Source organism: Pedobacter sp. (assembly GCF_035317785.1).
Taxonomy (GTDB): domain Bacteria; phylum Bacteroidota; class Bacteroidia; order Sphingobacteriales; family Sphingobacteriaceae; genus Pedobacter.
Map to the genome: position 1 here is coordinate 1 of NZ_DATHGC010000225.1, position 23,393 is coordinate 23,393.

General features: G+C 44.1%; 16 protein-coding genes. 5 read left to right on the plus strand and 11 right to left on the minus strand.

All coding sequences use genetic code 11. The annotated features are described in order from the left end of the window. Nucleotides 1–34 precede the first annotated feature (34 nt). The 5 genes from VK541_RS13600 to VK541_RS13620 all read right to left on the minus strand — a co-directional run bounded on the left by VK541_RS13600 (nt 35) and on the right by VK541_RS13620 (nt 8,064). On the minus strand, nt 35–631 hold the full coding sequence (locus VK541_RS13600; RefSeq protein ID WP_324370876.1) for an RNA polymerase sigma-70 factor: 597 nt from the start codon (nt 629–631) through the stop codon (nt 35–37). 114 nt (nt 632–745) lie between these two features. Continuing rightward, on the minus strand, nt 746–1,990 hold the full coding sequence (locus tag VK541_RS13605; protein WP_324370877.1) for an alkaline phosphatase family protein: 1,245 nt from the start codon (nt 1,988–1,990) through the stop codon (nt 746–748). Nucleotides 1,991–1,995: 5 nt separating this feature from the next. Beyond that, nucleotides 1,996–2,925 carry a metallophosphoesterase family protein gene (locus VK541_RS13610; RefSeq protein ID WP_324370878.1) on the minus strand — a complete coding sequence of 310 codons (930 nt, stop codon included), beginning with the start codon at nt 2,923–2,925 and terminating at the stop codon, nt 1,996–1,998. Between the two features lie 19 nt (nt 2,926–2,944). Continuing rightward, nucleotides 2,945–4,741, minus strand: coding sequence for a RagB/SusD family nutrient uptake outer membrane protein (locus tag VK541_RS13615; protein WP_324370879.1), 1,797 nt, complete (start codon nt 4,739–4,741; stop codon nt 2,945–2,947). Between the two features lie 35 nt (nt 4,742–4,776). Beyond that, nucleotides 4,777–8,064, minus strand: coding sequence for a TonB-dependent receptor (locus VK541_RS13620; protein ID WP_324370880.1), 3,288 nt, complete (start codon nt 8,062–8,064; stop codon nt 4,777–4,779). A 189-nt stretch (nt 8,065–8,253) separates the two neighbouring features. Between VK541_RS13620 and VK541_RS13625 the strand changes: the two genes are divergently transcribed. Beyond that, nucleotides 8,254–8,880, plus strand: coding sequence for a TetR family transcriptional regulator (locus VK541_RS13625; RefSeq protein WP_324370881.1), 627 nt, complete (start codon nt 8,254–8,256; stop codon nt 8,878–8,880). Here the strand turns inward: VK541_RS13625 and VK541_RS13630 are convergent. Together VK541_RS13630 and VK541_RS13635 are read right to left on the minus strand one after the other, a co-directional pair. Further along, on the minus strand, nt 8,848–9,111 hold the full coding sequence (locus tag VK541_RS13630; protein ID WP_324370882.1) for a CBU_0592 family membrane protein: 264 nt from the start codon (nt 9,109–9,111) through the stop codon (nt 8,848–8,850). The genes VK541_RS13625 and VK541_RS13630 overlap by 33 nt on opposite strands. A 97-nt stretch (nt 9,112–9,208) precedes the next feature. Further along, nucleotides 9,209–10,051: an endonuclease/exonuclease/phosphatase family protein gene (locus tag VK541_RS13635; protein ID WP_324370883.1), complete on the minus strand. Its 843-nt coding sequence runs from the start codon at nt 10,049–10,051 to the stop codon at nt 9,209–9,211. A gap of 184 nt (nt 10,052–10,235) precedes the next feature. On the opposite strand from VK541_RS13635, the gene VK541_RS13640 reads away from it, so the two are divergent. The 4 genes from VK541_RS13640 (at nt 10,236) to abc-f (ending at nt 14,374) form a co-directional block, all read left to right on the plus strand. Further along, nucleotides 10,236–11,432: a metallophosphoesterase gene (locus VK541_RS13640; RefSeq protein ID WP_324370884.1), complete on the plus strand. Its 1,197-nt coding sequence runs from the start codon at nt 10,236–10,238 to the stop codon at nt 11,430–11,432. 48 nt (nt 11,433–11,480) lie between these two features. Beyond that, on the plus strand, nt 11,481–12,227 hold the full coding sequence (locus VK541_RS13645; protein ID WP_324370885.1) for a CDP-alcohol phosphatidyltransferase family protein: 747 nt from the start codon (nt 11,481–11,483) through the stop codon (nt 12,225–12,227). Between the two features lie 3 nt (nt 12,228–12,230). Next, nucleotides 12,231–12,659 carry a GtrA family protein gene (locus VK541_RS13650; RefSeq protein WP_324370886.1) on the plus strand — a complete coding sequence of 143 codons (429 nt, stop codon included), beginning with the start codon at nt 12,231–12,233 and terminating at the stop codon, nt 12,657–12,659. Nucleotides 12,660–12,784: 125 nt separating this feature from the next. Then, a complete protein-coding gene (gene abc-f, locus VK541_RS13655) occupies nt 12,785–14,374 on the plus strand; it encodes a ribosomal protection-like ABC-F family protein (protein WP_324370887.1) in 1,590 nt (529 codons plus the stop codon). On the opposite strand, the gene VK541_RS13660 is transcribed toward abc-f, so the two are convergent. From VK541_RS13660 to VK541_RS13675, 4 genes are read right to left on the minus strand one after another with little or no spacing between them, the layout of a single operon-like run. After that, on the minus strand, nt 14,360–16,351 hold the full coding sequence (locus VK541_RS13660) for a sialate O-acetylesterase (RefSeq protein ID WP_324370888.1): 1,992 nt from the start codon (nt 16,349–16,351) through the stop codon (nt 14,360–14,362). The two genes, abc-f and VK541_RS13660, sit on opposite strands and share 15 nt — an antisense overlap. A gap of 32 nt (nt 16,352–16,383) precedes the next feature. Beyond that, nucleotides 16,384–18,597: an alpha-galactosidase gene (locus VK541_RS13665; RefSeq protein WP_324370889.1), complete on the minus strand. Its 2,214-nt coding sequence runs from the start codon at nt 18,595–18,597 to the stop codon at nt 16,384–16,386. Nucleotides 18,598–18,643: 46 nt separating this feature from the next. Beyond that, nucleotides 18,644–21,979, minus strand: a complete 3,336-nt coding sequence (locus tag VK541_RS13670) for a tetratricopeptide repeat protein (RefSeq protein ID WP_324370890.1) — start codon at nt 21,977–21,979, stop codon at nt 18,644–18,646. 25 nt (nt 21,980–22,004) lie between these two features. Beyond that, nucleotides 22,005–23,351 (minus strand): sugar porter family MFS transporter, encoded by a 1,347-nt coding sequence (locus VK541_RS13675; RefSeq protein ID WP_324370891.1) that lies wholly within the window; start codon nt 23,349–23,351, stop codon nt 22,005–22,007. Nucleotides 23,352–23,393 lie beyond the last annotated feature (42 nt).

Genomic DNA, 23,393 nt, shown 5'->3' on the forward strand with positions numbered 1-23,393 from the left:
GGGCTATTCAAATTGAAAATAAATTTCAAGAAGATTAGTGAAACAGGATGAACAGGCCGATAATGGCAGGTAAAGCAGTTTTTGTATAATCTTCAAACTGCTCCCTAAAGTGACTCAGCGCAGATTTAATGTGGTTCTTAACTGTATTTATGGAGATGTTCAGATCGGCGGCAATTTCTGCATGGCTCAGGTCATTTTCACGGCTCATCTGAAATACCTTTTTGCGCTGCGGGCTTAAACGGTCAAGATGCATATGGTATTTTATTTCCAGTTCCCTGGCATTGAGCTGTCCGTCTGCTGGCGCTGAGGTATGAGTTATACTATTTTCTATCGCTTCTATCGGCGTAAGGGCAATTGCTTTTTTGCGGATCGCTTTTATGGTAGCGTTCTTTGCTGCCCTGAAAATATAGGAATGCACCTCACCTTGTATCTTTAGGGTATGTCTTTTATCCCAGATCCAGAACATAAGGTCCATCATAGCTTCTTCAGCAAAACATTCATCTTGCACATAACTAAGCGCATAGCGATATATTTTACCTGAATAACGATCAAATAAAATATTGAAAGCTTTCAGGTCATCATTCGCACAGTATTCCAGAAGTTCCTTATCCGTCAGTAAAAGATATTCCATAAAAATGGATTCATATATTTTACGGCAAACTTAGAAAGCCCGCTTCATGCCTGGGTTAATTGCACGTTAAGTGTTTATTAAGAATGCTCCCGGTTGATCACCGGGAGCATTTTGCTATTTACTTTTTTCCGCGACTTTCAGCCACTTGTTTAAAGTATTATTTGGTGCTTCAAGAACGACCTTGTAAAACGACGACGGATACTGCTTCACATCAGCAAGAAAATGTTCCTGGCTCAGGTCGGTTTCTCCCAGAAGATGATACTCATCCGCTGCTCCGGTTTTAAAGTTATTTGTCGTTGCTATCCAAATCTTGACCTTACCTGTTTTTTGCAAAGCCTGCCAGCTGATGTCGATCCGGTTCTGGGTGTAAATTGTTTTGAGCGCCGTAACAGACACCTGCCCGATGAAAGGAACCCCATCTATTTCTCTGTAGATATCATCAGTCAGCTTTACATCTAAATAGTTTGCAATCGAAGGCATAATGTCTACAATACCCAGATCAAAATATTGACCATAAATATTCAGGTCTTTATAATTGCTGACCATCCAGGTTGATCTTTGTCTGTCAGACTGCCCGCCATGTCCACGTCCGCTCTTCTCATCACGGCCATGATCTGTTGTGATCACGATCAGCCAGTCTTCTTTGAAGTTTTTCTGACGGTAGTTTATCGCATCCCATATTTTACCAACTTGTTTATCGAGCATACTTATCGCTTTATAAAACTCGGGGCTGTCGCCATGTGCATGGCCCATATCATCTGTATATTCCAGGTACACCCAGGATAGATCAGGGGCTTTGTCATGAATGTTAACTGAGGCATCGGCAGCTACCTGCTCATCGATCTGGTGCATGTAGTCCGCCTTTTTATCGTGTTTGAAACGAACGGTGTCGAGCTCGTAGCCATCAAAAAAATAATCCACTTTCAGATTTCCGGCGGCTGGCAGATTATGTCCCAAAAGTTTGGTGCGGTTATCTGTCCAGCTGGAGAAAATCGCAGTTTTTTTACCAGGATACTGGGCCTTAAAAATCCTGAATATATTCTGATACTTATAGTTCGGCTCTTTGATGTCATTATCGGGAACGTTGTGTTTGTTTACCCAGGTTCCGGTCAGCAGGCTATTGTAACCTACCGCTGATATGGTGGGTGTCTCGTTATAAGTACCCTTGTCACCGCCAACGTGCATGCGTGTATATGATCCGGCCTGTACTATCTTTTTGAAATTGGGTAGGTCCTGGTTTTCCAATACATCGGCAGGAATGCCATCTGCAATGATGTAAACTACTTTATGCTGTCTTTGCTGTGCATTTACTGCCATTGACAGTAAAAGACAGGCTATAAAAATAAATGGAGTCTTCATTTTTGTTAATAATTGTGAGGGAAGTATTCATTTTCGACTGTTCCGTCTTCGTACAGTTTGAGCATGGCATATCCGGGAGGGGTTTCCAGGTAATAACCAGGGCCCGCTGATTCTGCATCGCCTTTGCCCCACCAGAAACCGCTCATTGCACCGTTGCAACAGTATAAAACACCATTGTACTCGGTATGGTCTGACAGGTGGTTGTGGCCGCTCAAACAAACCCTCACCTTGTCTTTATGTTTGTAAAACAGGTCTTTCAGCTTTTTGCAGTCTGAGTATCCGCCGCCTACCAGGACCTGTGTGGTGCCAAGGATCGGGTAATGCGACATCAGCAGCACCGGTTCATTTGCGGGTATTTTCCCGAGCTCAGCTTCCAGCCAGTCATATTGCTCCTGGTCCAGTGAGATCTTACTGTTGTTGCCGTCGAGGATGATAAAGTGCCAGTTCTTTTTGGTAAAATGGTAATACCTGTGCGGGATTTTCAAACGTTTTACCACGTATTCCTTACCGTACATTTCATGGTCTTTTGAAGGTGCTTTCCACCATGGGTCATGGTTTCCGATACAGCTGTGTATTTCGTATTTGTCTAATTGTTTCAGGCATTCGTCCCAGATGCTCCATTGCTGGATTACCTGGTCGTAGACGACGTTATCATAGGATGCATCATTGATAGAATCACCTCCGTTCAGAAAAAAATCGGGTTTGTGACTGGATACAATATGCTTTAAACAATTTTTAAATCGTTCCGGCGCATTTTCACCTGCTTTTATGTGTACGTCAGTAATGTGTGCTACTCTAAGCGCCAACTTCTTCTTTTTATCGTCCTGTGTTTCAGGAGCAGCGGCCAGGGCGGGTAAACCGCCTGACATTACTGCTCCTGTTGCTAATCCGATTGCCTTTATTAAAAATCTTCTTTTGATCGTTGTCTTTTCCATAGAAATCAAACTGCTTATATTACCAGCCAAATATTTGTGTCAGTTTCGGGTTCAGGAGCACCTGTTGCTGTGGTACCGGACGATAATAGTATTTCGGCTCTTCAAACTGACGGGTTATTGCCTCCGTTACTATATTACCACCTGTTGCACCGGTTTTCAGGAATACGGTAGCGTCTGTCCCTATGGCACCTGTGCGGTAGTAGTTTAACACTACACCTAACGAGTTTTTTTCTTTCTGATTTTCAGCAGGTATAGTCAAACTACGATCTATCAGAATGATGTCATCCACACCGTCACCGGTCATGTCGTATTTACCCAAACCAGGAAAATGCATACCTTCCGGGCTTTTTGTTAACAGTTTACCTGCTTTCCAGCGCATCAGGTCATCATATCTGGAGTTTTCAAATGCAAATTCTACCCTGCGTTCGCGTCTGATCTCCAGGATCACGCCTTTATTGGATTCAATGTTGGGAAACTGCTGCTGCATTAAAGGATCAGGGTTTCCATTGGCCTGGCCAAGGTTTAGGTCAGGCATTTCAACCCTTCTTCTGATCAGGTTTAATGATACGTCCAGCTGATCCTGGGTCAGTGTACCCAATTCAGCCAGAGCTTCCGCATAGTTGAGCAATACTTCCGCATAACGGTATACCGGAAAATCAGCTCCGTTTAATACATTGTTATCTGTACTGTTTACATAACCCTTTAACTGGTGATAACCGGTAAAATTCTTGTTTAAGCGCTGAATATAGGTAACTGGACCATTACCTGAAGCGATAACCCATCCGGGATAGGCAATAGTCTGCGCCAGTCTCGGGTCCCGGTTCTTAAACTCTTCAACAAAAACCTTCTTGTCGTAATCAGGCAAACTGGTGAAACGTGTGCCGTCCTTCATCAGGTAAGACTGGATCAGGTCTTTTGCCGGTGCCTGTTCATAATCTCCAAATACTACCCCGTTGACATTCTGTCCTTTGCCTTTGCTCAGGTCAAAGATATTGGCAAGGATCACTTCCGGATTTCCGGTCAGGTCCTGACTGGAAAACAGCTCGGAATAGGCCGCTCCAGGTCCATTCTTTGTATTTATTGAAAACTTTTTCGAAGCCATCACTTCCTCAGCTATTTTTGCCGCTGTCTGTAAGAATCCGTTTGCTGTAGCTTTCAAATTCAATTCGTCGTGATATTTTCTAAAGGTTCCCTCATACAGTGCTGTACGGGAATATAAAACAGCTACTGCCCATTTACCTGGAGTTCCGGCCGGTACACTTTCCTTTACGTTTTTATAGGCAAAGTCGAGATCGGCCATTACACTGTCCATCACCAGACTTCGTGGATCACGTGGTTTATACAGATCGGCATCACCAGGATTTAAAGTGCCTGAATACCATGGCACATCTGAAAAGCGCTTTACTTTGTCGAGGTAAAATTCAGCACGGTAGTACCTCGCCAGTCCTACATAGTGGGCTTTAACGGTACCGGTAACTTGTGCTTTATTGTAATTTTCCAGGAAATAATTGATATCTCTCAGCCTGCTCCAACTCCATCCGGTAGTGATGTTTTGTGCACTGGCGTTGCCGGCCATAATATTCTTTACTTCAACAGCAGCTGTGGTAGCAACATTGTCGCTGCTCTGGTCATTCAGATAGCTGCCACGATCTGGCTGAGACAGTAGCCCATTTACATATAAGGAAAGGTCTTCTTCTGTTTTGAAGAACAGGTTTGGTGAAATAGTGGTTTGCGGGAAGCGATCAAGATCGCCCTTTTTGCATGCACCCAGTGCAATTGCAATTCCAATAAATAAGATATATAGATTCTTTTTCATGACTAGTTTTTTAATGATTCTTTAACTTCTGTTTGTTAAAAATCTAAGTTGACACCAAATGCATACCTTCTCTGGAACGGATAGGCCCAGGCGCTTGAGCCCTGGTTAACGGCTTCCGGATCTACAAATTTTTTGATCGTTGAGAATTCATAAAGGTTTTCTCCGGTAGCAAATACGCGCAGGCGGCTTACACCAAACTTATTCGTGAATTTAGCAGGCAGAGTATAACCCAATGAGATGTTCTTGATCCGTAGGTAAGCCCCGTTTAACAAATATTTTGTCTGCGGGATATCCAGTCCGGCTCCATAGTTGGCATCTGCCAGCCAGGACTGCAATACCGGGTATTGAGAATTGGTATTGGCATCGGCAAGTCCGGCTTTGATGTAAGAAGCAGAATGTTTTGCCCTTTGTTCAGGTGAATCTCCGGTTGCCCTGTAATAGTTCAGGTTCCATGGGTATACGTTGGCATAGGGCTGCTGATATGGCCCCCAGAATAAATAATGATGCGGATAAAAATCTCTTTTTAGAACTCCTTGCAAGAACACAGAGAGGTCAAATCCGCCCCAATCCATATTAAGATTTGCACCAACAATATAACGGTCTGTACTATTTCCTATGATCCTTAGATCTTTTGGGTCTTTGGCACTCAATCCGGTTTCGATCTTATGATTACCATCCAGATCCTTATATTTCGGCCAGCCCTGGATTACTTCCAATGCCCCCCATGGTACAATAGCTGATTCATCTAAAGCATCAATCTCCGCCTGGTTCTGGAAAAGACCATCGTTTGCCAGCCCCCAGATCTCGCCTAATTCCTGTCCTACACGGTATAAGATTCTCCCGTCTACATCTTTAAATAATTCTTGATCATTCTGGAATTTCGTAATCCTGGAACGTGAATCAGACAGCATCAATTTGGTTTCAAATTTGAATGGCTTTGATGCGATATCGAAACGGTCTCTGTAAGAAACAGAAATTTCCCAGCCTTTGGTTCTCAGATCGGCGGCGTTTTGGTTAGGAACAGCGGTACCCAATACACCCGGCAATACCTGACCTGCGGTAAGCATTCCTTTGGTGTCACGAATAAAATAATCGAATGTGATGTTAAATTTATCTTTAAGGAAACCAATATCAGTACCCATATTTAAAGTGGATACACGTTCCCAGGTATAAGTATTTGGATCTACTTCCAACCTCGGTGCACCGGTGATTACCTGATTCTGGCCATTACCCCCTATCAGGTAGCCGGAAACGCCGGTAGGTAAAGCTTGCAGGTAACCAAAATCTCTCAGGTAAGCATTATTTGAAGGGTTCTGATTGCCCAGATCTCCATAAGAAGTCCGCAGTTTAAAAGTGGACAATACCGGAGCTAGTGGCTTAAAAAATTCTTCAGCACTGGCTATCCAGGCTGCTGATGCAGATGGGAAAAATCCCCAGCGTCTTTCTGTAGGAAAACGGGAGGAACCGTCATAACGACCTGTTCCTTCCAGTATATAGCGGTCTTTATAAGTATAGTTTAGCCTGCCGAATGCACTTGTGGTTGCATAAGCTTCATAATCAGCATTAGCAGACGCAATACCGCTGGTTAGGCCCAGATAAGGTAATGAGGAGGAGATTAACACATCTCTAGAAGCATTTACAGTTGAATAACGGTAATTTTCACTGTTGTAACCCACCATGGCACTCATGTAATGATCACCGATGGTTTTTTTGTAAGTAGTGTATACGTTGAAGGCATTGTTGTACAGATAGCCGTTGTTTTCAGTGACAGAGCCATTTCCGCCCTCTTCCCTGATGTCATTTGGTCCGTAGCCGATCTTATATTTCTTGGAATCAGCATGGGTTTTCCAAAGTTCCCTTTTGAAAGATGCATCACCATTCACTTGCAGATCTCCCTTTAAAAACAAGGCTGTAGCTCCTGTAATGTTCTGAAAGCCAAACATTGTCTGCAACCTGTTTCCTCCGTCTACTAAGTCAGCGGCCAGTCTTCCTGCAGCAGTATTGGCCCAGGTGCCATCGGGGTTTTTGGCCACATCTGTAGGCATCAGGTAATAAAGATCTGTGATACTAGAGTTGGGCAATGCACGTTTGGTCTCATAAATATTCAGGTTATTATCTATTTTAAGCCAGGAAATTGGTGAAAATCCTGTCTTTGCTCTCAGACCATACCGGTCCCAATAATCATCTGTCAGTTTATTGAGCCCGTTATCTTTTGAATAATCCGCAGAAAGATAATAGGTCAGCGGTTTGTTGTTTACAGTAGCGCCGCCTGAAAAGGTAAGCGTATGGCTTTTCGATAAACTTTGTTTGTTGAAAAAGTAACCATACCAATCGTTGCTCCCCATGTATATCCATGGTCGGGTCGGATCAGTTATGTCAATACGGGTATCTTCGATAGAAGGGTTATCGGAACGTTCCCTTGCCCATTTATAATGGTCGTCATCATAGTTGACATAATCCCATGGAGTATTGTCGGTAGCGGTTTCGAGTACCCTTGAAAAGATATAAGGGTCTGTAACCGGTTTGGGCAGCAATGTAGGTTTACCCCATGAGGTAAAGGTATTGTAGCTGATCACATTACGGCCTTCGGTTCCCTGCTTGGTGGTGATCAGGATCACACCAAAAGCAGCCCTTGCTCCATAAATCGCTGCAGAAGCAGCATCCTTCAGCACAGTATAGGAAGTGATGTCAGAAGGAGTCAGCCTGAGCATGTCGTCATTGCTGGTCGCAGGGATTCCATCAATAACGATCAGTGGTGCTCCACCGTTGATGGAAGTAAAGCCCCTGATATTGACATTAGGTACGCTCCCGGGTGCGCCACCTGCGTAAGTGATGTTAAGGCCCGGGCTTAGTCCCTGCAGACCCTGCAATACGTTATTTACCGGTCTTGATTCCAGCGCCTTTCCTGAGATCTGATCTATCGCTCCCGCGATATTGATCTTTTTCTTGGTACCAAAACCGACTACCACAACCTCGTCGAGTTTACCATAATCAGAGGTCAGGGTTACATTCAATTGTGTTCTTCCGTTTAAAACAATTTCCTGCTGTTTATAGCCGATATAGCTGAAGACCAATACGGCATTGGGTGTTAAATTGCTAATGGTGTAAGCACCATTAACATTTGTTGCGGTCCGTACGTTGGTTCCTTTCACGCCAATGTTTACAGCGGGGACAGGCCCGTTAGTTTCTGCATCCAGCACAATACCTTTTACAGTGATGTCCTGCGCAGAACCCCTTGCGTAAATAAGCAGGAGACAGAGCGTCCAAAGTATGGACCTGCATTTTTTGTCTCCGGGAATAAAACAGAGTAATTTTTTTTTCATCGTGGGTTGGAGTAGTTAGTTTGTTTGGTTAGACAATTAGTTTATACCGCTGCTAAGTTCCATATACAATGTTAACAGCACGTTAGAACTAAATTAATAAATTAATTGAACATACATTCAATCTATTAAAATAATTTTTCGTAATCACATTACTTTTGATTAGTTTTCCACTTTGATAATTATTAACAAATGGGTAGAAAAAGTCTAAAAGGAACAAGACAACTTGAAATCATTAAAATATTTTATAAAGTGGCTAAAAAAGAAGGCTACGAAAATACTTCTATTGCCAAAATCGCTAAGGTGATGGACATCAACCCCAGTCTCATTATTCATTATTTTGAGACCAAGGAAGACCTCACTTACGGGCTGATCGATTATATCCTGGAAAGATACCTGCTGATCTATACCATAAACCATAAGGACGGGGTAACCTTGTCAGACCTGCAGCGCACCATTGAGATGCTTTTTTCGAAGAAATGGAATCTGCTTTTTGATGATGGCTTGTTTTACACATTTTACGCACTGGCCTTCAGGGAAAAAAGGATTAAGGAAAAGTATAAAACAATTTTAGATTCATTGAGGTTGGCCCTTGCGAGTTTGATCGAGCAATGCAATGAAAAAAAACTGATCGATATCAAAGATCCGCAAACTACAGCAGATCTCATTTTTGTACTGGTAGACGGAGCTTATTTCTACCTTTCACTGGAAAGTGACAATAAAGCGTATACGGAAAGACTTGATTACTATAAAAACAAGGCATTTCAGATTTTAGGGATAGATCCTTTAGTCCTTACTGACCTTGTTCCGGTTTCTTAAGTGACGGCCAAGCGCATAAACACCGATAAACATCCACAGCAGGTTTGCGGCGGCGTTTGGAAGATCACGTGTCTCGAGGGCAGTTGCCACCAGGCACAGGCCACCGATAATGTTCAGCAGTTGGAAGCTCAGTGATTCTGCTTTGATCACTTTCATACTCAGCAGTAAGTAGCCAAGGGTACACAAAATCACTCCGAGCCAGCCTATGGTGTTAATTAGAATGCTAAACATACAATCTCTTTTTTGAGGTAAAACTACAGCTTTAATTTCAGAACAATAAAAAAGGGTATACTCAAATGAGTATACCCTTTACAACATCTGGTATTTCTTATTTCAAAGTGACATCGACCAGGATCGGAAAATGGTCAGATACAAACTTGCCATGATATGTATCCGTAAGGATGCCCCATCTGCTAGCGGTGAATCCTTTGGTTACAAATACATGGTCAATGATCTCATAACCATCTACACTTTTTCCCCATGCATTAAATGAAGAATTGTTTGCATAAGGTTGTTTTACCTGGGTATAGGTGTCTGTTAGGAACCCTGAATTTGCAAGTGTCAGATACCATTCGCTTTTTTGTCCGCCGTTCAGGTCTCCAGTAAATATTGCGGGAGCACCTTTTGCAATCTCTTTGATCTTTTTAACGATCAGTTTACCGCTTTCTATACGGGCGATTTTTCCCTGGTGATCAAAATGCGCATTGAAGTAATAGAACTTTTTACCGCTTTTAATGTCCTGAAGCTGTACCCAGCTGCAGATGCGGTTGCAGCAGGTTGCATCCCAGCCCAGACCTGGTTTATCAGGTGTTTCTGACAGCCAGAAATCGCCTTTGTCCAATAGTTTGAACTTGTCTTTACGATAAAATACGGTCGAATGCTCTCCGCCTTCTTTACCGTCATCACGGCCTTTGCCATAATGGTCAAATTCCGGCAGGTATTTCTGCAGGGTGTCTATCTGGTTTTTTAGCGCTTCCTGTACACCGAAAACCTCGAACTGGTGAAAACGCAGCAGGTTGGCAGATACGGGTCCGCGCTGCTCCCACCTGTTGCCGGCATCGCCTGCGTTGTCATAACGCACATTGAATGAGCCAACTGTAAATTTCTGGGCTGAAGCACTGATGCTCATTGCTGCCAAAGTCAGAGAAAGAATGATTTGTCTAAGTTTCATTTTAGTTTATTTTCTATTAATAGCACAAGTTAATTATTGCCAGCCAGGATTTTGTCCCAGTGCAGGATTTTTTTGGAAAAGTAACCAGTCAATGTAAATTGAGTATTATCCGGCTATTGTCATATTGAGTAACATCGCCCGGACTCTTACATCCAAGCTGTAATTTTATTTGTTTATAGACTCAATGAAAAGAAAAATTAACCCCATCCCCTTCGTTATTATTGGCCTCCTTCTTTTTGCGTTAAACTGGTTTGTGCTTTCAGGCCTTCATGTTATTAGTCATAATCCGCTCATTACTCCTGTTTTTTGGGGAATGGTCATCCTGACCAGCGCTGCGCTTGTCTTCGCCATTTTCAGGATGCGCGACAATGGCATGGATATTTTATTTAAAATAGCTACTCATGCTTTCCTGGTCTTGTTTGTGGCTGAACTGATCTTTGCTGTATTGTTACTTGCGGGCGACATCTACAGATTGGCAGCCGGAGGCACCAGAAGTGTTTACTGGGTAGAATTTTGCGTTGCCATTTTTACCCTGACCATCCTGGTATTTATCTATGGAATCATCAGGGGTAAATATGCCTACCGTGTGATCAGGCACACACTTTATTATGATGACCTGCCCGAGAATTTTGAAGGTTTTACCATTACCCAGATCTCTGATGTACATTCAGGAAGTTTCCAAAATCCCAAAGCCGTACAAAGAGGTATAGATCTTGTAAAAAAGCAAAACTCAGACCTGTTTGTGTTCACAGGTGACCTGGTCAACAATAAAGCCGAGGAGATCAAGCCCTGGATCGGACATTTCAGCCAGATCAAGGCACCTTATGGCCAGTTTTCCATTCTGGGAAACCACGATTACGGGGATTATGTAAAATGGCCAAATGATGCCGAAAAAAAACAAAACCTGCAGCAGCTGAAACAGTATCATGCAGAGCTCGGTTATCGCCTGCTGCTGGATGAACACGTAGAGATTTTCAAGGATGGACAAAAGATCATCCTCGCCGGGGTGGAAAACTGGGGCATCGGTTTTGGTGAAAGGGGCGATTTGAAAAAGGCAATGACCGGTGTAAACTCTTCGGACTTTAAAATATTGCTTTCACATGATCCTACACATTGGGCTGCTGAAGTGGTCAAATTCCCTTCAAAGATCCACCTTACCTTATCCGGACATACTCATGGCATGCAGTTTGGCATAGAGGCTTTTGGCATCAAATGGAGCCCCGTAAAGTATCGATATGCGCATTGGGCGGGTGTAACCGGACAGGAAGGCGTGTATTTAAATATCAACAGGGGCTTTGGCTTCATTGGCTTTTCTGGCCGTGTCGGGATCTGGCCTGAGGTAACTGTAATAGAACTGAAAAGAACACCTGGATTGAGTTAATTTCTATACTTTTGTACCGCATAAAATAATTGCACCCTGCAGGACCGAATGGAAGAGAGCAAAACACTGAAAAGAATATTTCAAGACAGAAAGAGGACCAATGTTTTAAGAAGTGCCGAACAGGCTACAATTTCTTACCTCGTTAAAAGAGTTCCGGCATTCGTTACTTCAAACAACCTTACTTTTTTAGGCACTGTCGGATCTGTAGTGGTGCTTGCAGGCTTTATCCTTGCCGCATATGTCAGCAGATATTATCTGCTCTTAGGCATAGCCGGACTTGCCATCAACTGGCTTGGCGATTCTCTGGACGGCCGTATTGCCTATTACCGAAATACTCCCCGTAAATGGTACGGATTTTCGCTGGATATCATTATGGACTGGATCAGCACGGTGCTGATCGGGCTGGGTTATATCGTGTATGCCAGAAACCAGTATGAACTGATTGCTTTTGTATTTGTCGTATTGTATGGCTGGGCCATGATCATTTCACAGCTGCGTTACAAGATCACTGATATTTACAGTATTGATTCCGGTTTCGTCGGGCCAACAGAGGTCAGGATTATACTTTCTTTTATTCTTATTCTCGAAGCTTCTTTTGGACATCTGATCGAATATTTTGCTGCAGGAATGTGTGCTATCCTTCTTGTCATCAATTTTATTGATACCAAAAAATTATTGAGAATGGGCGACCTCAGGGACGATGCGGAACGGTCAGAGCGTCAGGCAAGAGAAGCTGCTGAGAAAGGCGCTAACCTTGAAGCTCAACAGGTTAAAGAAACTGCCGATAAAGAATAGTCAATGGGTAAACAGCGATCGGTATATGTTTTTGCAAAGGCGCAGTTTTCTGCATTTGCAGGGGGTATCGTCGATTACCTGGTTATGCTGGGCTGTACCGAACTCCTGCACATTCATTATACCATATCGATTGCCATAGGCGGAGTTGTAGGTGCCGTGTTCAATTTTTCAGTGAACCGGTACTGGACTTTCAATGCCAGCCAGGCCAGCAAGAACCCTGTAGGCGGGCAATTGATCAGGTTTATTTTTGTGGTGGCCGGCAGCATTTGCCTCAAGTCTTCAGGCACCTGGCTTTTTACTACTTATCTGCATATCGATTATAAGATCAGCCGGATCATCGTAGACATCATTGTTTCGCTCGGCTTCAACTATGTATTGCAAACTTACTGGGTATTCAGAAAAAAACCGCCTACCGATATTCCGGTAGTATAAGGTTTTTCTTATCTTTGCACTAGCAATCAACAAAAAACATTCATGTAGGATTCAATTTCTTTTAGGAAAATAGGCAGGCCCGGCATATGAGGTTCCTGTAATTTATTCATTTTAAAAAAGAAATTATGCTTATTCTGCAAGGTGTTACCTACATACATCCCAATAGAGATCTGTTGTTTGCTGATCTGGATCTCATCATCAACAGACATGATAAAATTGCCCTTCTGGGCAATAACGGTACGGGAAAATCTACCCTTTTAAAGATCTTATCCGGAAACTTATATCCTTCAGCGGGTACTGTCAAAGCAGATTCGGAACCGTACTTTGTGCCCCAGCTTTTTGGCCAGTTTAATGAGTATACGATTGCCCGGGCCCTGCAATTGGAAGACAAACTAAAGGCATTAACAGAAATCCTGAATGGTAATGTCAGCGAGAAAAACCTGGCATTACTAGATGACGACTGGGGTATTGAGGAGCGCTGTAAAGAGGCTTTGGCGTATTGGAAGCTGGCGGGGCTGGACTTAAATCAAAAAATGGAATCGCTCAGCGGCGGGCAAAAAACAAGGGTTTTTCTTGCAGGGATCATGATCCATCGACCGGAAGTAGTTTTACTCGATGAGCCGACCAATCATCTGGATACATTCAGCAGAGGTCTGCTGCACAATTACATCAGTACCACTAAACATACTTTAGTAGTCGTAAGTCACGACAGAACTCTGCTGAACCTGCTTAACACAGTATATGAACTCAGCAAGGGTGCCATAACCGTATACGGCGGTAATTATGACTTTTATGCGGAACAGAAAATGATCGCAAACGATACTTTGGCCCAGAACCTCAGGAGCAGGGAAAAAGCACTGCGCAAAGCTAAAGAAACCGAAAAGGAAGCCTTAGAAAGACAGCAGAAACTCGATGCCCGCGGAAAAAAAAAGCAGGAGAAAGCAGGGCTTCCCACCATTTCCATGAATACACTTAAGAACAATGCAGAGAAAAGCACTTCGCGTATGAAGGGCGTTCACGCAGAAAAAGTAGGCGCTTTGTCGCAAGAGCTCAGTCTATTGCGGGCGTCGTTGTCTGATACAGACAAAATGAAAATGGATTTTAACAATTCAGAACTCCATAGAGGAAGGGTATTGGTTACTGCAAAGGATGTTAATTTTGGATATGAGGATCAATTGCTTTGGGAACAGCCCCTCAATTTTCAGATCACAAGCGGGGAACGCATCTCGGTCAAAGGGCAAAATGGTTCCGGCAAAACTACGCTGATCAAATTGATCCTGGGTGAAATTCAACCCCGCTTGGGCACCATAGAAAGGGCAAAAGCCAAGACCATTTACATTGACCAGGATTATTCTTTAATTAACAACAGACTGACTGTCTACGAAGAGGCACAACAGTACAATTCAGGAGCTTTGCAGGAACATGAAATAAAGATCCGTTTAAACCGGTTTTTGTTCACCAGGGAACACTGGGACAAACCCTGCGTTATGCTGAGCGGCGGAGAAAAAATGCGCTTGATGCTTTGTTGTCTGACCATCAGCCATCAGGCTCCGGATATCATGGTACTGGACGAACCGACAAACAACCTGGATATTCAAAACACAGAGATTTTAACGGCCGCGATCAATGGGTATAAGGGAACACTCCTGGTGATATCACACGATGACTATTTCCTAAAAGAGATCAATATGGAACAACGGTTATTTCTTTCCTAATGTAATATCAGGCCAGCTGTCTGTTTTAAACGGCGATGCAGGCAGATCTGCGCCATTGTATAAAGTACTAGGTGGATTATTAGCCCATGCGTACCTTACGGCAACAGGACTGGCCACATCATCGCTGCTCACTACTACCTGGTTGCCTTTTATGGTTGCTTTCGCCCAGTGGAATTTCTGGTCTGCACCAGCAATTTCAAAACCCTTCAGCCCTGTTCCATTCTTAATTTTCAAACCACCGTCTGTAGAAGTAAAACTTAATGTTACTTTATTACCGCTGATCTTCTGAGATTGGTATACCGGGCCTGAAAACGGTATTTTCTCCCCATAGGTTTTAGCCAGTGCAGCATAGGCCAGACGCTTACCTACATCCTGTTTATTCTTAGGATGGATGTCTTTTTCTTCACCCGCATCTATAATGACAGCCATACCGGTGTTTTTCAATGAAAGAGTCTGCTTTTGTGCATCCCTCAGTTCGGCCCACTCAGAGTTTACCGGCTGATCAGTTGGCGCCATAAAATTCGCTAATTGTACAAAGTAGAACGGAAAATCCCCGACACCCCATTTGGTACGCCAGTCTTTGATCATCTCGGGAAAAAGTGTACGGTATTGATTCGCCCGGCCTGCATTGCTTTCACCTTGGTACCAGATCGCCCCTTTAATCGGGAACTGGATGTACGGGTGGATCATTGCATTGTATAAAACTGTTACCCTGTTCGGGCCATCATTTGATGCTGGCAAAGGCGGCACATCTTTAATATTCATTCCTATTTGATACTGCCAGTCTCCGTCAAGGGAAATGACCGGACCATCCTCCGCAACAACTGACAGGATACCTTTATCCCCGTAGAATCCACCAACAGAAGCACCATCAAATGCGCGCACAACCAGCGCAAATGTGCCTGCTTTAACTTTATTTCCCGGGATGGTGTAACTGCGCGGTATGTTGTAACCCTCTGTGTTTCCAATCTTTTCACCATCCAGGAAGGTGACATCGTTATCATCAATGGTACCGAGGTTAATTTTTATAGATTTGCCCTCCCATGACTGGGGAATGGTAATATTTTTTCTAAACCAGACCACACCATCGAAATTTGGCAGTCCTCCTTCTTCCCAGGCGCCCGGGAGCGACATGGTCTTCCATGAGGATGCGTCAAAGGAACTGGCAACCCAGGCCGGTTTCCCCTGCACTATACCCGCATCCTTTGCAGTTACCAGGTCATTCCAGGCCACTAATTTCTGATCCAGGCTGGTCGTGTTCTGATCAGCATTCTCAATTGCGTTCACCGCCTCTGCAAAATCAGGCAATGTTTTCAGTGTTTGCGCACTTGTCCAGGCTTCGGCAATGGTACCACCCCATGAGGTGTTGATCAGACCAATCGGAATACCTGTCTTTTTGGTGATCTCCCTTGCAAAGAAATAAGCCACAGCAGAAAACTCGGCTATATATTTAGGATTGCATTCTGTCCAGCCACCGTTGGTCACCTTTACATCGTCCAAAGGTTTATTACTGGTTACATGTACACCTTGCAGCAGCCTGATCTTTGGATAATTGGCATCTTTGATCTCCTGTTCATAGTTGAGAATTTTTCCCCATCCGGCTAGTGGCTGTTCCATATTAGATTGCCCTGAGCATACCCACACATCACCGATCAGTATATTTTTAAGTATGAGGTCCTCACCATCTGAAACGTTGACCGTGTAGGGCCCGCCAAAAGATGGGGTAGTCAGAAAAACCTTAAAATTGCCGGAAGCGTCAGCTTTTCCTGTAACAGTTTTGTTATCCCAGCTGCCAGTTACTTTCACCGTCTTGTTTGCATCGGTTTTACCCCATACCGCAGCCTTGGTCTTTTGCTGAAAAACCATGTTGTCGCTGAATACAGAAGGTAAGGTAACCTTTGCCTGAAGGGTAACTGCGGTAAAAAGCAGGCCCATGCATAGCGCAGCCTTCAAAAAGTTTGTGTGCGTAGTGTTCATACTTTGTGGTTATAAAATAGACTATAAACTTACTATTTTATTTCATCTATTTGCAATACCACACTAGTCCTTCCTGAATTTACATTTGGATTGAAACCAACTGTCATCAGGAATTCCCCGCTATAACTTTTTGAAGAATCTATGGATGAATTTGTACCCGGATAAACATTGAGTTCTTTGATGCTGTATTTTTTGGCTGCATCCAGGCCTTTTAAACGGATCGGGAATTTACTGCTCTCGTCATACCGGTTGTTGACCAGGTAATTGAAGATTACACCCGAGGTCTTCTCTGCATTCACATACTGCATAGATGCCACACTTCCCTCACGCGGATTTGCCAGACGGTATTGATCGCCCTGCCAGATGAGCGGTTTTATGGCATTGTACGTTTTAACTGCATCCTGTACGTATTTCAGATCATTGTCCTTTAAATGTTTGATGACGATATCAAAACCCAGCTTGCCCATCATGGCCACATCAGTACGGAACTTGATCGGCTGCTTGCCCCAGTCGGTCACGTGGTTTGATGAGGTAATCGACGGATAGAAGTAAGAGTATTCCCACTGGATAAAGATCCGCTCCATAGGATCAGTATTGTCACTTGGCCAGAACTCTGTAAAGTATTTTAAAGCAGCGTAGTCTACACGGCCGCCGCCACCGGAGCAAAGCATCATCGGCACAGTCGGGTATTTGGCACGGATCCGTTCCAGGACTTTGTACAGGCCGCGCATGTATTCGATATAAAAGTGGTTCTGATTGCCTAAGGTTGCCGAATAAGCATTATAGATCACTGCATTGCAATCCCACTTGATGTAAGCCAAGTCAGGGTTTTTGGTGAACAGGTCATTGACCACGCCAAACACAAAATCCTGCACTTTAGGATTGCTCAGGTCCAGCACCAGCTGGTTTCTGAAATAATGCTCTTCTCGCTTTGGCTGTTTGATCACCCAGTCCGGATGTTTTTCATAAAGGTTACTTTTAGGATTTACCATTTCCGGCTCTATCCAGATTCCAAATTTTACACCGTTGGCCTGTGCCTCTTTTACGAGTGAAGCCACGCCATTGGGAAGTTTGGTTTTGTTTTCTTCCCAGTCGCCCAGCCCGGCCACATCACCGTTGCGTGGGTATTTGTTGGCAAACCAGCCATCGTCCAGTAAGAACATGTCCACACCCAGTTTCTTGGTGTCTTTCAGCAGTTCAAACAGTTTGGTTTCATTGAAATCAAAATAAGTAGCCTCCCAGTTGTTCAGCAAGGTCAGTCTTTGGCCTTTGCCATCCAGGATCTTATAGTTTCTGGCCCAGTTGTGCATGTTCCTGCTGGCATTGCCTTTACCAGTGCTGGAAAAGGTGTACAAAAATGCGGGGGTAGTAAACTCTTCGTTAGGTTTTAAAGTATAAGCTGAAGCATAATTATTGATCCCTGAAATGATCTTTAAATTGTCCAGGTAATCCAGTTCTATATCTGTCCTGAAATTGCCGCTGTATTCCAATGCTCCGTAAAGCACGGTTCCTTCGTCTTCAGTTGCAGGTTTATCCAAAGAAACCATAAATACGGAAGGTTGAAAGATATTGGCGCGTGTACCCAGTTTGGTGTCAAGCGTCTTAATGCCATGGGTGATTTTAGTTTCCTCCGGACGCATTTCTTTTGCCCAATCCCCATGGTATTGGTTCAGCCAAAAATCACCTGCTTTTAAATACAAGTTGGCCGACGCGTATTTCTGAAGCAATACATTCCCCTTTTCTTTGTGTTTGATGACACTCCACTGCTCCACTACATCATCCTTGAAATAGGTCTTATAATAAAGCGTTACTTCAAAATCATATACAGGGTCTTTTAAAAGCACTGTTGTCAATGACACATCTCCATCTATTTTGGTGACCTTATGGCTCACATAGCGCAGGTCCAGTGAGTTGTTGCCATCGGCATGGCTTACACTGATTGCTGGTTCCATGAGGCTTTTTGATCCGGACGGTGTATACGGCGAACTCAGTACACCGCTATATTCGGATGCCTGTTTGTACATCGACGGAATTTGTTCATACTCTGCTGCACCTGACAATTTTTTACCGAAGTAAATGGTATTCAGATTCTTCTTATCATCGGCTTGCAAGACAAGCGCATTGCTTTTGGTCTCTATCGGAATGGTAATGTTTTGTGCCCTGAGCTGACCAGAGGCCATTAAGAAACAAAGAGAAAGGGCTGATAAGTGAAAAAGGTTCGTTTTTAGAGATAGTTCAAACTTCATTTTTAGAATTTATATTAGGCTGCAGGTTCAAATTTAGTTTTATTGATTAAACATTTTTCAATTCAATTGGCATATTGATATGGGTTTTTGCCCCGAGATGCTCAGGATCCAGCACCAACACGTTTGAAAAAGCATCTTTGGCCTCAGCAATTTTTTCAAGGCCCTGGTAACCGAGTCCTTGTATAAAATAACAATGCGCTTTATTCCTGATGCTCAGGTCATCTTCAAAGACCAGCAGGTTGGGCAGGGAAACCGCAAAATAATCTACCTTAACTGCGTCATTTACGTGCTGATCACCATATTTAATCAGGCGGCTAAATATATGAATTGCTTTTTCATTTTCATTCAGTTTCTTCCATGCAAGTCCCTGATAAAATATTTTATCCGGTTGCTGGTCGTTGTAAAACATAGCAGCTGAAGGCTCATCAAGGCCGATGGTTGCCTTTTGAAGCCATACTTTCGTTTTTTCTGTATTGTTCAATCCTTCATATGCACAACCAATCCAATAGAAAATATCGTTTTCCTGCGCCCCGAAAAGTTTTCCTTCACCCAGATTGTGCGGATAGGTTTGGGCCTGGGTTAGTAAATCGATGGCTTCCTGAAATTGTTCTTTGTCAATATGCTGTTTTGCCAGCTGAACAAGACTGTAGACATATTGGCCCGAGGCCTTACCTTCTCCCCCTTCCCAAGGATGAAACTGTCGCTTTTTGATCAGATCGAGTGCGGTATCATACTGCTCCATAAAATTAAACACAGCGACACGCTCCAGGTACATATCATCTCTTTGCTCCAGCGTTTCCAGGTTATCCTCCAGGAAACGGCTGCGCTCTGCAGGTGTCCTGTTAAGCCTTTTGTAAAGCTGGTCCAGTTCCATAAGAACCCGTGCATCTGTCTTGTCGAGTGCAAAAGCTCTTTCAAAAAAATCAAGCGCTTTTTCCGGATCGTTCAATTTATTGAAATAAGCGATCCCCAGGTTCCTTAGCGCCGTAGGAAACTGGTCATCCAGCTGAACTGCCAGTTCCCAGTTGGCGATCGCATCGGTATACTGGCGTTTATCGTAAAACAAATTCCCCAGGTAATAAGGTGCGCGGGCATCTTCAGGATTGAGCTCAATCGCCAGCTGCAACGCTTTCACTTCTTCCAGCCTGTTTGGAAAACAAAGGTAAGAGTCCGCTGCTGCTGCTTTTTTGAGCCATTTTAAGGTTTGTTCTTTGTTTGCTGAACGATGACTGAACGATGCCAGATGGTAATATACCAAAGGACTGGTTGCGCTTCCTTTAATGGCATGAGCCAACAGATCCGCAGCTTCGTCATATAAACCCGCTGCCTCATAATCCAGTGCATAGGCAATGAAATTTTGCTCATACCCTCTTGACAATTTAATCAGCTCATCCAATGCATTGCCACATTCGGTGGGTTTGCCTGTTGCTCCGTAAGCCAGGGAAAGTTCATATAACGAACCTAGGTTGAAGGGATCTCTTTCCAGGCCAGTTTGAGAAACTGCAATTGCCTTATCAAACAGCTCCAGTTTTCTATATGCTGCAGCCTTGATGACATAGGCCTTGCTGTTATTGGCATTATTATCTAATGAAGCGTTGATGTGCTCCAGGGTCAGCCGATAATCTGTGCGCGCCATGTCTATCTGTGCTACAGAAAAGTAGCCGCTGTCTTTCCAGGCCTTACCCCAGGTAGCCTTATAAAAAGATTTATAAGCTTCATCGGGCTGGCCCTGAAACTTCAAACATAAGCCGAGGTTGTAATAGGACTCCATATCGTATGGATTTGGATTGCGCTGTATACTGGTCTCAATGGCTTTTCTAAAATAGCCTTCACTTTTGGCAAACTGTCCTCTTCGCAGGTACCATAAACCCAATGCATTGTTGCAGCGGATGTCTTTAGGATCGCGCTTCAGGGCTTCTTCATAATATGGAACCGGACTGTAAGTGGCATGACGGTATTGCTCCAGGTGCTGGGCAGTCAGTAACAGTTGTTCGTTATTTTCAGTTTCTTCGGGTGTGCTTGCCGGTTTTGCAGGCTCCGGAATGGCGTTGACCTTATTGGATGCCGGCTCATACCTGATCAGTTCCTTATCCTTTGCAGAGGTAACAATCAGCAGCAGTTCGTTTTCACTGACGGCTGCAGGGATATTGATCTTTCTGATGTAAACCTCCTTCGGGTCAATGCTGGCCTGATCCATGAATAGTTGCTTTCCATTGTGACTGAGATGGATTTTGACATCTTCCTGGAAAGAGGTTACATAGATCTTCAGTTCTGCCTCATCACCTTTTTGATTAATGGCGAGTAAAATATCTTTAGTCGCATTTTTGACCACACCCAGATCGCGGTAAGGCATGAAGTACTGGGTAAATGACTTTTCTTCATTTGGCATCAGCCAGGTAAAATCGGGCTGGTTGTCAGTGAACATTCCTGTCATCAGCTCGATATACGGGCCGTCCTCATCGGTCAGGTTCCTGTCCCAGGCCTGTCCGAAATCACTGTGCCCCCAGGTCCATTGTTTTTTACCGGGTGAGGTATGGTGATTGGCCACATGCAGCAAACCACCCTGCGAATCATGTTCATACCCGCCTACAAAATCATAATCTGAATTGATGGCCATATACGAAGTCGGAACAGGGATGTTCTTGTACATGGAAATGTCAGTACCCGGTGAATAATCTACTTTATAATAAATACCGGTAGCAATTGGAAATGTAGACACATCGCGTTTGCCATGGTCAAAAACAGCGTTCACATCTGGCGGGAATACCGATTGATAGTCATCATTCACCTTTACCGCAGGATTGGCCCACCACAGGAAGGTCTGCGGCAGACTGGAACGGTTGAGCAGTTTAGCCTTGATCTCGATATAAGCTTTGTCAGGATGTAAGGTAAAACCAGCCAGGCCTTTGGTATGGAACATCTGCTCCACTTCGTTGACCCATACGGTTTTGCTCCCATCTGCATTTTCCTCGGTCTTATAATCGATCGGATCAAATGTACTCGGGCGGTGGTGCTGAGGCCAGTTGAACTCGATACCGCCGGAGATCCATGGCCCGGTAAGACCGACCAAAGCGGGTTTGATCACCTGGTTATAGTAGATGAAATGTCTTTGCTTTATTTTGTCGTAGGCCATCTGGATCCTTCCGCCCAGTTCGGGCAGGATCATGATCTTCAGGTATTCATTCTCTAAAAACAGTCCTTTATAAGACTTGTCTTCTTTTTCATCGCAGATCTTTTCAATTACAGGATTTGGGTACACTACCCCGCTGCTTCCCTGGTAAATCCGTTTTTCAAAGAACATGGGGTTTTTATCGGGCTTGCCGATACCGTAAGTAGGAATGGTTACCTGTTCTTCCCAAACATTTACTGTTGATGTCTTCATTGTATGGTATGATGTAGTAATGATTTTAATGTCTTATTAAATTATCTTCCAGCTCTTCAAGCGTTTGCCCTTTGGTCTCTTTAACTTTTCTCAGCACAAACAGGAACCCTAGAAAACAGATCACCGCATACAGGTAAAACGGTCCGTACGCACCCAACTTTTTGGCCAGAATCGGGAAAGTAAACACCAAAATAAAGTAAGCACCCCATAGAGATACGATGGCTACTGACGAAGCTACACCCCTGATCTTGTTCGGAAAGATCTCCGAGATCAGTACCCAGGTGACCGGCGCCAGGGAAATGGCGTACATGCTGATCGCCAGCAGGACAAAGATAGAAACCATGCCTGCAGGATAATGGTTCTGCAGCATAAATGCCAGAATGATATACACAATGGATAAACCCAGTGAACCGATCAGCATCAGCGGGCGACGGCCCAGTTTGTCTACCTGCCACATGGCGAGGATCGTAAATACGAGGTTCACAATTCCTATGGCTACTGTCTCAAACAACTGCCTGTCCAGGTTAGCCCCGACAGATTCAAAAATGGTAGAGGTATAATTGAACACCACATTGATCCCGCAGAACTGCTGGAATACCGCCAAAGTGATCCCAACAGCTACTGCAGGCCGCACACTCTTATGAAACACATCTTTATAAGATTGTTTGGTATTACCTGTCAATGACTTGCGGATGGCCGCAGTCGTATTTTCTACAAAAGTATCTGAACCTATTTTATTTAAAACCTGTTTGGCTTTTGCATCCTGCCCGTCTTTCAATAACCAGCGCGGACTTTCCGGAAGCCAGACCACCCCGATCAGGAAAATAACCGAAGGCACTGTACCCAATCCAAACATCCACCTCCAGGCATCCGGACCTGTGTCTGCCAGAAAATAATTGACCAGGTTGGTCACCAGGATACCGATAACCACAGTCAGCTGGTTGATGGCCACATTCCGGCCACGGACCTTTGCGGGTGAAACCTCAGCGATATACATAGGACACAGCATAGATGCCATACCTACTCCTATTCCTGCAGCAAAACGCATCACCACAAACAGGGTAAGGCCAGATGAAAGGGCGATGCCAATAGACGATACCGCAAAGATTAGTGCTGCGAGCATGAGGCCTGGTTTACGCCCATACCTATCGGCCAGCTTACCGGCCAAAAGACAGCCCACTATACAGCCCAGTGCCAGCGAGCCGGTCAGGAACCCTTCCCATACGGGGTCCAGCATAAATTGTGTCCTTAAAAAAGGCAGCGCACCCGATATGACGGCAAAGTCAAATCCAAACAGGTATCCGCCAAGGGCAGATATGAAGGAAATGCCAATGATATAGCTGTTGTTAAACGTTTCGGTTTCTTTGTTCATTCGTCTATAGTTGATTAAAATAAAGTTGAGGTTTTTGTTTAG

What these genes read in the sequence shown, in the direction of transcription:
- VK541_RS13615 (WP_324370879.1), bottom strand. Translation starts at nt 4,741, where the DNA reads ATGAAAAAGAATCTATATATCTTATTTATTGGAATTGCAATTGCACTG.
- VK541_RS13600 (WP_324370876.1), bottom strand. Translation starts at nt 631, where the DNA reads ATGGAATATCTTTTACTGACGGATAAGGAACTTCTGGAATACTGTGCG.
- VK541_RS13605 (WP_324370877.1), bottom strand. Translation starts at nt 1,990, where the DNA reads ATGAAGACTCCATTTATTTTTATAGCCTGTCTTTTACTGTCAATGGCA.
- VK541_RS13625 (WP_324370881.1), top strand. Translation starts at nt 8,254, where the DNA reads ATGGGTAGAAAAAGTCTAAAAGGAACAAGACAACTTGAAATCATTAAA.
- VK541_RS13660 (WP_324370888.1), bottom strand. Translation starts at nt 16,351, where the DNA reads ATGAACACTACGCACACAAACTTTTTGAAGGCTGCGCTATGCATGGGC.
- VK541_RS13630 (WP_324370882.1), bottom strand. Translation starts at nt 9,111, where the DNA reads ATGTTTAGCATTCTAATTAACACCATAGGCTGGCTCGGAGTGATTTTG.
- VK541_RS13650 (WP_324370886.1), top strand. Translation starts at nt 12,231, where the DNA reads ATGGGTAAACAGCGATCGGTATATGTTTTTGCAAAGGCGCAGTTTTCT.
- VK541_RS13675 (WP_324370891.1), bottom strand. Translation starts at nt 23,351, where the DNA reads ATGAACAAAGAAACCGAAACGTTTAACAACAGCTATATCATTGGCATT.
- VK541_RS13640 (WP_324370884.1), top strand. Translation starts at nt 10,236, where the DNA reads ATGAAAAGAAAAATTAACCCCATCCCCTTCGTTATTATTGGCCTCCTT.
- VK541_RS13665 (WP_324370889.1), bottom strand. Translation starts at nt 18,597, where the DNA reads ATGAAGTTTGAACTATCTCTAAAAACGAACCTTTTTCACTTATCAGCC.
- abc-f (WP_324370887.1), top strand. Translation starts at nt 12,785, where the DNA reads ATGCTTATTCTGCAAGGTGTTACCTACATACATCCCAATAGAGATCTG.
- VK541_RS13670 (WP_324370890.1), bottom strand. Translation starts at nt 21,979, where the DNA reads ATGAAGACATCAACAGTAAATGTTTGGGAAGAACAGGTAACCATTCCT.
- VK541_RS13620 (WP_324370880.1), bottom strand. Translation starts at nt 8,064, where the DNA reads ATGAAAAAAAAATTACTCTGTTTTATTCCCGGAGACAAAAAATGCAGG.
- VK541_RS13635 (WP_324370883.1), bottom strand. Translation starts at nt 10,051, where the DNA reads ATGAAACTTAGACAAATCATTCTTTCTCTGACTTTGGCAGCAATGAGC.
- VK541_RS13645 (WP_324370885.1), top strand. Translation starts at nt 11,481, where the DNA reads ATGGAAGAGAGCAAAACACTGAAAAGAATATTTCAAGACAGAAAGAGG.
- VK541_RS13610 (WP_324370878.1), bottom strand. Translation starts at nt 2,925, where the DNA reads ATGGAAAAGACAACGATCAAAAGAAGATTTTTAATAAAGGCAATCGGA.